Below are 11,249 nucleotides of genomic sequence, written 5' to 3'. Positions count from 1 at the left end.
CTCCGTGCAGGCCGAACCAGGGGCGGTCCCCAGAGCTGCAAGCTTCAAGCTACAAGCCACAAGTAAAAGCAGACCTGCTTTTGCTTGCCGCTCGAGGCTTACAGCTTGAAGCTTATTTCTCGTCGCGGATCGAGAAGTTGGCCATGTGCTCCAGGCCTTTGATCAGCGCCGAGTGATCCCAGTTGCCGCCGCCCAGGGCCTGGCAGGTGTTGAACACTTGCTGGGCGTTGGAGGTGTTGGGCAGGTTGATGCCCAGCTCCTTGGCGCCTTGCAGGGCCAGGTTCAGGTCCTTCTGGTGCAGGTTGATGCGGAAGCCTGGGTCGAAGGTGCCTTTGATCATGCGCTCGGCGTGCACTTCGAGGATTTTCGACGAAGCGAAGCCGCCCATCAGTGCTTCACGCACCTTGGCAGGGTCGGCGCCGTTCTTGGCGGCGAACAGCAGCGCTTCGCTGACGGCCTGGATGTTCAGGGCGACGATGATCTGGTTGGCGACCTTGGCGGTCTGGCCGTCGCCGTTGCCACCCACGCGGGTGATGTTCTTGCCCATGGCTTCGAACAGCGGCAGTGCGCGCTCGAAGGCTTTCGGGCAACCGCCGACCATGATGCTCAGGGTCGCAGCCTTGGCACCGACTTCACCGCCGGACACCGGGGCGTCCAGGTAGGCGGCGCCAGTGGCCTTGATCTTCTCGGCGAAGGCCTTGGTGGCGGTAGGGGAGATCGAGCTCATGTCGATCACTACCTTGTTCGGGCCCACACCTTCGGCCACGCCGTTTTCACCGAACAGGACGGCTTCGACCTGTGGGGTGTCGGGGACCATGACGATGATGAACTCAGCTTCCTGGGCAACTTCTTTCGGGTTGGCCAGGGCCACGGCGCCGGCGGCGATCAGGTCGGCCGGGGCAGCATCGTGGTGGGTGGAGACGAACAGGCTGTGACCTGCTTTTTGCAGGTTCTGAGCCATGGGCTTGCCCATGATGCCGGTGCCGATAAAACCGATTTTAGCCATGAGAGATTACCTCGTTGTAGTTGTTGAATCTCGATGGAGCAGGCGACGCGTCCCATTGTAGGAGCGGCCTTGCCGGGGCGCCGGACCGGTCGGAAAGGGGGCGCAGCGCCCCCAGAATTTCGGCCACAGCAAAGATTGCCGGGGCTGCTGCGCAGCCCATCGCGACGCAAGGCCGCTCCTACAAAGTGCGTATTCGCCCTTAAATTGCGTTATGAGTCTTCAGCCAGCCCAGACCTGCTTCGGTCGTGGTCAGTGGCTTGTATTCCGCGCCCACCCAGCCCTGGTAGCCGATGCGGTCCAGGTGCTCGAACAGGAAGCGGTAGTTGATCTCGCCGGTGCCTGGTTCGTTGCGGCCCGGGTTGTCGGCCAGCTGGATGTGGTTGATCAGTTTCAGGTTGCCCTCAATGGTGCGGGCCAGGTCACCTTCCATGATCTGCATGTGGTAGATGTCGTACTGCAGGAACAGGTTGTCGCTGCCGACTTCGGCCTGGATGTCCAGGGCTTGCTGGGTGGTGTTCAGGTAGAAGCCCGGGATGTCGCGGGTGTTGATCATTTCCATGACCAGGCGAATGCCTGCGGCCTTGAGCTTGTCGGCGGCAAAGCGCAGGTTGTCGACGAAGGTCTTGCGCACGTCGGCGCATTGCAGGCCCTGCGGGCGAATGCCGGCCAAGGCGTTGACCTGGGTGTTGCCCAGTACCTTGGCGTATTCGATGGCCTTGTCGACGCCGGCGCGGAATTCTTCGACGCGGTCCGGGTGGCAGGCAATACCGCGTTCGCCCTTGCCCCAATCGCCGGCCGGCAGGTTGAACAGCACCTGGGTCAGGCCGTGAGCGTCGAGCTGTTGCTTGATTTCGGCAGCGCTGAAATCGTACGGGAAGAGGTATTCGACACCGCTGAAACCAGCATCGGCGGCGGCCTTGAAGCGGGCCAGGAAGTCCTGTTCGGTGAACAGCATGGACAGGTTGGCAGCGAAGCGAGGCATGGTTGTCTCCTTGCAGATTAAAGCCCCCGGCGCCACATAGGCGGGATGCACGGGGGCGTCAGGCAATCAGTCGAGCATCGAGATCGCGGTTGGCGCGTCGTTGCCGACCAGGGCCAAGTCTTCGAACTCGTTGACGGCGTTGATCTCGGTACCCATGGAAATGTTGGTGACACGCTCGAGGATCACCTCGACCACCACCGGCACGCGGAACTCTTCGGCCATCTTCTGCGCCTTGAGCAGGGCAGGGGCGATTTCGCCTGGTTCGAATACGCGGATGGCCTTGCAGCCCAGGCCTTCGACCACGGCAACGTGGTCGACACCGTAGCTGGCAGCGTCGGTCGAGTTGATGTTCTCGAACGCCAGTTGTACACAGTAATCCATGTCGAAGCCACGCTGCGCCTGGCGGATCAGGCCGAGGTAGGCGTTGTTCACCAGCACGTGAACGTACGGCAGGTTGAACTGCGCACCGACGGCCAGTTCTTCGATCATGAACTGGAAGTCGTAGTCACCCGACAGGGCGACCACCTTGCGCGATGGGTCGGCCTTGACCACGCCCAGGGCGGCAGGGATGGTCCAGCCCAGCGGGCCGGCCTGGCCGCAGTTGATCCAGTTGCGTGGCTTGTACACGTGCAGGAACTGCGCACCGGCGATCTGCGACAGGCCGATGGTGCTGACGTAGCAGGTGTCCTTGCCGAATACCTGGTTCATCTCTTCGTACACGCGCTGCGGCTTGACCGGCACGTTGTCGAAGTGGGTCTTGCGCTGCAGGCTGGCCTTGCGCTGCTGGCAGTCTTCCAGCCAGGCGCTGCGGTCCTTGAGCTTGCCGGCGGCTTTCCACTCGCGGGCCACTTCGAGGAACACGTCCAGCGCCTTGCCGGCGTCCGAGACGATGCCCAGGTCGGGAGTGAACACGCGGCCGATCTGGGTGGGCTCGATGTCCACGTGCACGAACTTGCGGCCTTCGGTGTAAACATCGACGGAGCCGGTGTGGCGGTTGGCCCAACGGTTACCGATACCGAACACCAGGTCGGATTTCAGCAGGGTGGCGTTGCCGTAGCGGTGCGAAGTCTGCAGGCCGACCATGCCGACCATCAGGGCGTGGTCGTCCGGGATGGTGCCCCAGCCCATCAGGGTCGGGATCACCGGTACGCCGGTCAGCTCGGCGAACTCGACCAGCTTGTCGCTGGCGTCGGCGTTGATGATGCCGCCACCTGCAACCAGCAGTGGGCGTTCGGCATCGTTGAGCAGGGCCAGGGCTTTTTCGGCCTGGACGCGGGTGGCGGATGGCTTGTTGACGGCCAGTGGCTCGTAGGCGTCGATGTCGAATTCGATTTCGGCCATCTGCACATCGAACGGCAGGTCGATCAGTACCGGGCCTGGGCGGCCGGTACGCATTTCATAGAAGGCCTTCTGGAACGCGTAAGGCACTTGGCCTGGCTCCAGTACGGTGGTGGCCCACTTGGTGACCGGCTTGACGATGCTGGTGATGTCGACGGCCTGGAAGTCTTCCTTGTGCAGACGTGCACGCGGGGCTTGGCCAGTGATGCAGAGGATTGGAATGGAGTCGGCCGACGCGCTGTACAGGCCGGTGACCATGTCGGTACCGGCAGGGCCGGAGGTACCGATGCACACGCCGATGTTGCCCGGGTTGGCACGGGTGTAGCCCTCGGCCATGTGCGAGGCACCTTCGACGTGACGAGCGAGGACGTGATCGATGCCACCGACTTTTTTCAGGGCTGAGTACAGCGGGTTGATGGCAGCCCCTGGGATGCCGAACGCGGTATCTACACCTTCACGGCGCATGACCAGAACGGCTGCATCGATTGCTCTCATTTTGCTCATGGGTTGTGCCTCATCGATTTTGTAATTGTATACAACTTGCTTTGCGACAGAGTGTATTCACGCCTGGCGGGCTAGGTCAATGGATTTTCATCGGGGAAGCTGGCTTTCGTCGGAGAGCCCGTGAAAACTGGGTTCTGTCGGATCTGGTACGATCGTTTAAAAATATTGTATACAAAAATATCTTTCGTTGTGTTCTATTTAGGTCATCGGTTTTCAACTGCCCTCAGGGCTTCTCACAACAAGAAGAGGACCTTTTCATGAACGTTCTGAACCTGAAAGTCGCGGTAAGCCTGGTGAATGCCGCGCTGGCCGCAGGCCGCAAGATCAATGCGGCGCCACTGACCGTGGCGGTGCTGGATGCGGGCGGGCACGTGCTGGCGCTGCAGCGGGAAGATGGCGCTAGCCTGATTCGCCCGGAAGTGGCCACCGGTAAAGCCTGGGGTGCGATTGCCTTGGGCAAGGGCTCGCGTTTGCTGGCACTGGATGCGCAGCAACGGCCGGCGTTCTTTGCCGCGCTGAATGGGTTAGGGGAGCGGCCGGTGGTGCCGGCGCCGGGTGGCGTATTGATTCGTGATCAGGACGGCAAGGTGCTGGGTGCGGTAGGGATCAGCGGCGATACGTCGGATATCGACGAGCAGTGCGCGATCAGTGCGATCGAGGAGGTTGGGTTGACGGCGGATGCGGGGGTGGCGGCGTAAAAACTTAGATTGTTGGGGCCGCTTTGCGGCCCATCGCGACGCAAGGCCGCTCCTACAGGAGCGGCCTTGTGTCGCGAACGGGCTGCATAGCAGCCCCAATGGCCCGATCAGGCCGCCTCAGGCTCACAGCCCTTGAGCACCAGCCGGATGATGGTCTCGGCCGCAGCGTCATAATCACTGTCGGCCAGCTTGGCCTTGCCCGTTACCGCCGAGATCTGCCAATCGAAATCGGCATAGGTCTGGGTCGCCGCCCAGATGCTGAACATCAGGTGATGCGCATCCACATTGGCAATCTGCCCGCGCTCGATCCAGCCCTGGATGCACTCGATGTTGTGCCGCGCCTGTTCGTTGAGCTGCTCGACCTGGTTGGGCGACAAATGCGGCGCACCGTGCATGATCTCGCTGGCAAACACCTTGGATGCATGCGGCAGGTCGCGCGAGATGCGGATCTTCGAGCGAATGTACGAACTCAACACTTCCTTGGGGTCACCGTCGGCATTGAACGGCGTCGAGGCCTGCATGATAGGCGCGATGATGCTCTCCAGGACCTCGCGGTAGAGGTTGTCCTTGGATTTGAAGTAGTAGTACACGTTTGGCTTGGGCAGGCCGGCCTTGGCCGCGATATCGCTGGTCTTGGTGGCGGCGAAGCCCTTGTCGGCGAATTCCTCGCTGGCCGCGCGCAGGATCAGTTCCTTGTTGCGCTCGCGAATGGTGCTCATGGTCAGGGATCTTCCTCGTGTCTGGCCACCTCTAAGAGGGATCGGGCATGGTAGCACCGGGCTCGACGGGCGCTCAAGGCAGCGACTTTGGGCTAGACTCCGGCGCATTCATTTCACGGGAAACAGGCAAACATGGCAGGCAGCAGTCTACTGGTACTGATCGACGACATCGCCACGGTGCTCGATGACGTGTCACTCATGACCAAAGTCGCGGCGAAGAAGACTGCTGGCGTATTGGGCGACGACCTGGCGCTCAATGCTCAGCAGGTCACTGGCGTACGCGCCGAGCGCGAGATCCCGGTGGTGTGGGCGGTGGCCAAGGGCTCGTTCGTCAACAAGGCGATCCTGGTGCCGGCGGCGTTGCTGATCAGTGCGTTCATCCCTTGGGCGGTAACGCCCTTGTTGATGATCGGCGGCGCTTACCTGTGCTACGAGGGCTTCGAAAAGCTCGCGCACAAGTTCTTGCACAGCAAGGAAGAGGACGAGGCGCAGCATGAGGCGCGCAAGGAAGCCGTGGCCGACGCCAATGTCGACCTGGTGGCCTTCGAGAAAACCAAGATCAAAGGCGCGGTGCGCACCGACTTCATTCTCTCGGCAGAAATCATCGCCATTACTCTGGGCACCGTAGCCGATGCGCCGTTGACCCAGCAGATCATCGTGCTGTCGGGTATCGCCATTGTCATGACCATCGGCGTTTACGGGCTGGTGGGCGGCATCGTCAAGCTCGATGACCTGGGCCTGTGGATGACGCAGAAGGCATCGAAGCTGGCCCAGGTGGTGGGTAACGGCATCCTGCGCGCGGCGCCTTACATGATGAAAAGCCTGTCGGTGATCGGCACTGCGGCGATGTTCTTGGTCGGCGGCGGGATTCTGGTGCATGGCATCGGGCCGTTGCATCATGCGATCGAGGCGTTCAGCGAAGGGCGCGGCGGGGCGCTGACGGGCGCATTGCTCAACGGGGGTGTGGGCATTGTTGCGGGCGCTGCCGTGTTGGCGGTAGTGAGCGGTTTGAGCAAGTTGTGGCGGGTAATGCGCCCGGCTCAGTGACTGTGACACAGGGGCCGCAAAGCGGCCCCTGTGGTCTTTCAGGTCAGAAGTGAACCTTGACCAGGAAGCTCGCCGTATTCTGGTCGGTCGTGAAGGCATCGCTGTCCTTGATGCCGTACTTGTTCTTCCAGTAGTCGTACTCAAAACCTACGTACAGCTGCTTCTCACCCAGGTGCAACGCCTTGCCCAGGTCATATTTGACCTGCGGGTTGAAGTGCAGGTTGGCCTGGTAGGTACCGCGACGGTTCTCGTCGTTGTCCACCACCCAGTCCATGAAACCGTCGATGAGGATGTCGGACGAGCCCACAGGGATGGTGTACGACCACACCGGGGTAATCTGCCAGACGTTGTCACCCGCACGGCTGCCGTCGGTGGTGCGCTGGTAGAAGTTCAGCTGGAAGTAGTCGAAGCCCGGGATGTCCAGGTCGAAGCCAGGGCCGATCAGGTAAGACTCGGTATCCCCCTCGCCAAACTCGTAGGTCATCGCCAACAGCACGTCCTTGACCGGGCCGAACGCCAGCTTCTGGTCGAAGATCTTGCCAAACGACAGGCGCGGGCTGATTTCACCGTAGTAGGTGTTGGGGCCGTTCCCGGCGTCTTTCTTGCCCTGGTAGAAGATCTTGTCGACGAAGATGAAGTTGTCGCCGTACTTCCAGCCATCGGCATGCTCGAACGTCACCGTCTGCTGGATCTCGGGGTTGACCTTGAAGTTCTTGCCCCACAGGTAGGTGAGGCTGTTGTTCTGCCACTGCAGCAGGTCGCCGCCGAAGGTGGTGCCGCAGGCCAGCAGGCCGCCGGCGAGGATCAGGCTGTTGATGGTACGCATTGCGAGTGTCGCTCCCTTGATTGATCTGTTGTCAGCGCTCGTTGTTGGCGCTTTTTTGTCTTTTGAGTCAGCTTTTTTCGATAGGCCACAGCTGTTTGGCAAGAGCTGCGCCAACTTTTCGGGGCTGGCACAACCTTCCTGCTCGACTACGTTCTGAACGGATGAAAAGGGTTTTTCAGGCTGGCAATACGTTGGCCAACCGCCCGAATTCATTGACTGAGCGGTCAGTAAACGCAGGCAGAATCCGTTCTGCCCTGAGCGAGGGGGCGCGCAGATTACTGGCTTGCGCGCCGGTCCTCAAGTGCCCCGTCCTGGAGCGCTGTGAAACAAACTTGTGCGTTTGGTCAGTTTCTTAGAAATGGACTTTGACCAGGGCGCTGGCGACGCTCTGATTACTGTCCACGTTGCCACGGCTGTCGATGCCGTACTTGTCCTTCCAGTAGCTGTATTCAAAGCCTACGTACAACTGCTTGGCGCCCAGGTTCAGGGCCTTACCCAGGTCATACTTGACCTGTGGGTTGAACTGCAGGTTGGCGTGGTAGGTGCCGCGACGGGTCTGGTCGTTGTCCACCACCCAGTCCATGTAACCGTCGATCAGGATGTCGGAGCGGCCCACGGGGATGGTGTAGGACCACGCCGGGGTGATCTGCCAGACGTTGTCCCCAGGGCGGCTGCCCTCGGTGTTGCGCACGTAGAAGTTCAAGGTGAAATAGTTGAAGCCGGGGACGGCCAGATCGAAACCGGGGCCGATCAGGTAGGCCTCGTTGTCGCCTTCGCCACGCTCGTAGGTCATGGCGATCAGCACGTCCTTGATCGGGCCGAACTCGAATTTGTGGCCGGTCATCTTGCCAAGCGACAGGCGCGGGCTGAATTCACCGTAGTAGGTGGTCACGCCTTTGCCGGGGTCGGCCTTGCCGTTGTAGAAAATCTTGTCGACGAACATGAAGGTGTCGCCGTACTTCCATTTGTTGGCGTGCTCGAACGTGATGGTCTGCTGGATACCAGGGTTGACCTTGAAGTCCTTGCCGTACAGGTAGGTCAGGCTTTCGCCGTGCCATTGCAGCCATTCGCCTGCATGCGAGGGGAGGGTGGCCAGCAGGCTGCTGCCCAACAACAGGGACGAGGTGATGCGCTTCATGTTGTGATTCCCGGACTTATTGTTTTTGTTGGCGGTGTTTTTAGCGCGCAGGGGCGCCCCGAGCGGCCCATTCCGGCGGGCCGACGGTGTAGCGGTTACTGCGGGTGTGAGTGAGGGGCGGCCAATGCGCCGCCCCTCGGGCTCAATGCTGGTGACAGGCGTCGTTATGCGCTGCGCGGTCGGCGCCACCGAGGATGTTGAACAACACGTTCAACACCAGGGCGCTGACCGTGGCCATGGCGATGCCACTGTGGGTGATCGGTTCCATCCACTGCGGCATCTGCGCGAAGAAATCCGGGCGCACCACGGGGATCAGCCCGAAACCGACGCTCACCGCCACCAGCAACTGGTTGCGACGGTCGCCGATGTCCGCTTCCTGAAGAATCTTGATCCCGGTGGCGGTGACCATGCCGAACATGGCAATGGACGCGCCGCCCAGTACCGCAGGCGGGATCGAGGCAATCAGGTAGGCCGCCTTGGGCAGCAGGCTGAGCATGATCAACAGCGCACCGGCCACCACGGTAACGTAGCGGCAGCGTACCCCGGTCATCTGCACCAGGCCGATGTTCTGGGCGAACGAGGAGTGGGTGAAGGTGTTGAAGAAGCCCGCGATGAACGACGCGCCGGCATCGCACAGCAGGCCGCGACGCAGCATGCCGGGGGTGACTTCACGATCGGTCACCTTGCCCAGGGCGAGGAACATGCCCGTGGACTCGACGAAGATGATCACCACCACCAGGCACATCGACAGGATCGGCGCCAGGCTGAAGGTCGGCATGCCGAAGTGCAGTGGGGTCACCACTTGCAGCCACGGTGCCTGGCTCAGGCCAGACAGGTCGACCATGCCGATGGAGCCGGCCAGGATGTAACCCAGGCCCATGCCCACCAGCACCGAAACGTTGACCCAGAAGCCGCGCATGAAGCGGTTGATCAACAGGATCACGGCCAGCACCAGGCCCGCGACCATCAGGTAGATGGGCGAACCGAAGGCTTCTGCCTCATGGCCGCCACCGGCCCAGTTGACCGCAACCGGGAACAGCGACAGGCCGATCGAGGTGATCACGGTACCGGTAACCAGGGGCGGGAAGAAGCGCACGACTTTGGACATGAAGGGCGCGATCAGCATGCCGAAGAACCCGGCGGCGATGGTCGCGCCGAAGATCCCCTGCAAGCCCACGCCGGGCATGCCGGCCATGGCCACCATGCTGCCGACGGCAGCGAAGCTGGCACCCATCATCACCGGCATGCGGATCCCTACCGGGCCGATACCGAACGACTGGATGATGGTGGCGACGCCTGCGACCAGCAGGTCGGCGTTGATCAGGAAGGCAACTTCTTCACGGGACAATCCAGCAGCCTGGCCAATGATCAAAGGCACGGCAATCGCGCCTCCGTACATCAGCAGTACATGTTGCAGGCCTACCAGAATCAGTTGGAACAGGGGCAGAGGCTGACGCGGCGGCGCAACAGGGATGTACGCCTTGCGTGACTCGGACATGCAGCACCTCGAGTTTTGTTTTTATTCTCGGATCCAAGCGGCAAGCTCCAAGCGGCAAGCTTCAAGAAGAAGCTTGGTGATCCGCGTTGGAGCTTGACGCTCGATGCTTGCTTGTTACCTACGACTTACAGCTTGAGGCTTGAAGCTTGCGGCTTCTATCAGTTGACCTGGGCGCCTTTGGCGATCCAGTCACCAACGAGCTTGCGCTCTTCGGTGGTCATCTGGGTGATGTTGCCCAGCGGCATGATCTGGCTGGCGACCGCTTGCGCCTGAATGCGCGCGGCCTGGGCCTGGATCTGCTGCGGGGTGTCGAACATCACGCCAGCAGGGGCGGCGCTGAACAGTGGGCTGGTCGGTTTCGACGAGTGGCACACGGTGCAGCGTTCCTGGATGACATTGTGGATCTTGTCGAAGTCGCCACCACCGGCCTGGGCAGCGGCCTGGGCCGGTGCTTGCGCAGCCTTGGCGGCGTCCTCGGCGCGCTGCTCGGCAGCGGTCTTGCCACCGACAGCAGTTGCAGGCAGCGGCTGGTACTCGATCTTCGCTGCGGCTTGCTCAGGGCTTACGGCCATCGGTTTCGGGCCGGTGACGTAGGCCAGGCAGATCATCGCCAGGGCGCCTACCGGCAGGGTCCAGGCGTACTTGTTGCTGTCGTGGCGGGTGTTGAAGTAGTGGCGGATCAGAACCGCGGCTACTGCGATACCGGCCAGGATCAGCCAGTTGTACTGGCTACCGTAGGTGCTCGGGAAATGGTTGCTGATCATGATGAACAGCACCGGCAGGGTGAAGTAGTTGTTGTGGCGCGAGCGCAGCAGCCCCTTGGCCGGCAGGCGCGGGTCCGGGGTGGTGTTGCTCTCGATCGCGGCCACCAGCTGGCGCTGGGCCGGCATGATGATGCGGAACACGTTGCCGACCATGATGGTGCCGATGATCGCGCCGGTGTGCAGGTATGCGCCACGGCCGCTGAACACCAGGCTGAAGCCCCAGCAGGCGGCGATGATCAGCACGAACAGCACACCACCGAGCAGCGCTGGCTTCTTGCCCAGGGGCGAGTCGCACAGGAAGTCGTAGATGAACCAGCCAGCGATCAGCGAACCGATACCGATGGCCACGCCTTCGGCACCGCTCAGGGTGCTGCCAGGGGCCAGCAGGTACAGGGCCGGGTTCCAGTAGAACACCACGCACAGCAGGGCGATACCGGACATCCAGGTGAAGTAGGCTTCCCATTTGAACCAGTGCAGGTTCTCGGGCATTTTCGGGGGTGCGAGTTTGTATTTCTCCAGGTGGTAGATACCACCGCCGTGAATCGCCCAGAGATCACCCGACAACCCATCGCGCGGGTTGCTTCGGTTCAGGTGGTTCTCCAGCCAGACGAAGTAGAACGATGCACCGATCCAGGCGACACCGGTGATCATGTGAACCCAGCGAATGCTCAGGTTCAGCCATTCGTGAAGGTGTGCTTCCACAGTATGTACCTCTGCCAATCACCTTGC

The 11,249-nt window shown here is 61.4% G+C and carries 10 protein-coding genes; 2 read left to right on the top strand and 8 right to left on the bottom strand.

Going from position 1 to position 11,249, the window contains the following annotated elements; genetic code table 11:
* Positions 1-112: 112 nt before the first annotated feature.
* The 3 genes from CKW22_RS02620 to gcl all read right to left on the bottom strand — a co-directional run bounded on the left by CKW22_RS02620 (position 113) and on the right by gcl (position 3,830).
* Entirely contained in the window at positions 113-1,006 is an 894-nt protein-coding gene (locus CKW22_RS02620; protein WP_033699398.1) for a 2-hydroxy-3-oxopropionate reductase, read from the bottom strand.
* Positions 1,007-1,205: 199 nt separating this feature from the next.
* On the bottom strand, positions 1,206-1,988 hold the full coding sequence (gene hyi, locus CKW22_RS02615) for a hydroxypyruvate isomerase (protein WP_033699395.1): 783 nt from the start codon (positions 1,986-1,988) through the stop codon (positions 1,206-1,208).
* A 66-nt stretch (positions 1,989-2,054) separates the two neighbouring features.
* Positions 2,055-3,830 (bottom strand): glyoxylate carboligase, encoded by a 1,776-nt coding sequence (gene gcl, locus CKW22_RS02610; RefSeq protein ID WP_033699393.1) that lies wholly within the window; start codon positions 3,828-3,830, stop codon positions 2,055-2,057.
* A 257-nt stretch (positions 3,831-4,087) separates the two neighbouring features.
* Between gcl and CKW22_RS02605 the strand changes: the two genes are divergently transcribed.
* Positions 4,088-4,528, top strand: coding sequence for a heme-binding protein (locus CKW22_RS02605; protein WP_033699392.1), 441 nt, complete (start codon positions 4,088-4,090; stop codon positions 4,526-4,528).
* A 107-nt stretch (positions 4,529-4,635) separates the two neighbouring features.
* Here CKW22_RS02605 and CKW22_RS02600 read toward each other — a convergent pair whose 3' ends face one another.
* Positions 4,636-5,247 (bottom strand): TetR/AcrR family transcriptional regulator, encoded by a 612-nt coding sequence (locus tag CKW22_RS02600; RefSeq protein ID WP_033699390.1) that lies wholly within the window; start codon positions 5,245-5,247, stop codon positions 4,636-4,638.
* Positions 5,248-5,379: 132 nt separating this feature from the next.
* Between CKW22_RS02600 and CKW22_RS02595 the strand changes: the two genes are divergently transcribed.
* Complete coding sequence (locus tag CKW22_RS02595; RefSeq protein ID WP_033699388.1) at positions 5,380-6,294, top strand: DUF808 domain-containing protein; 915 nt, start codon at positions 5,380-5,382, stop codon at positions 6,292-6,294.
* A gap of 43 nt (positions 6,295-6,337) precedes the next feature.
* On the opposite strand, the gene CKW22_RS02590 is transcribed toward CKW22_RS02595, so the two are convergent.
* The 4 genes from CKW22_RS02590 to CKW22_RS02575 form a co-directional block, all read right to left on the bottom strand.
* The gene (locus CKW22_RS02590; protein ID WP_027592962.1) at positions 6,338-7,120 is read right to left on the bottom strand and encodes an outer membrane protein OmpK; all 783 of its coding nucleotides are present in this window, start codon (positions 7,118-7,120) and stop codon (positions 6,338-6,340) included.
* Positions 7,121-7,472: 352 nt separating this feature from the next.
* A complete protein-coding gene (locus CKW22_RS02585) occupies positions 7,473-8,258 on the bottom strand; it encodes an outer membrane protein OmpK (RefSeq protein ID WP_033699387.1) in 786 nt (261 codons plus the stop codon).
* 142 nt (positions 8,259-8,400) lie between these two features.
* A complete protein-coding gene (locus CKW22_RS02580) occupies positions 8,401-9,756 on the bottom strand; it encodes a nucleobase:cation symporter-2 family protein (protein ID WP_033699386.1) in 1,356 nt (451 codons plus the stop codon).
* A 158-nt stretch (positions 9,757-9,914) separates the two neighbouring features.
* Positions 9,915-11,222 carry a urate hydroxylase PuuD gene (locus CKW22_RS02575; RefSeq protein ID WP_095063712.1) on the bottom strand — a complete coding sequence of 436 codons (1,308 nt, stop codon included), beginning with the start codon at positions 11,220-11,222 and terminating at the stop codon, positions 9,915-9,917.
* Between the last annotated feature and the right edge of the window lie 27 nt (positions 11,223-11,249).

Source organism: Pseudomonas sp. Irchel s3f19, from assembly GCF_900187555.1.
Taxonomy (GTDB): domain Bacteria; phylum Pseudomonadota; class Gammaproteobacteria; order Pseudomonadales; family Pseudomonadaceae; genus Aquipseudomonas; species Aquipseudomonas capeferrum.
The sequence above is the reverse complement of the archived record's forward strand: the minus strand, read 5'-3'. Positions and strand labels throughout refer to the sequence as shown.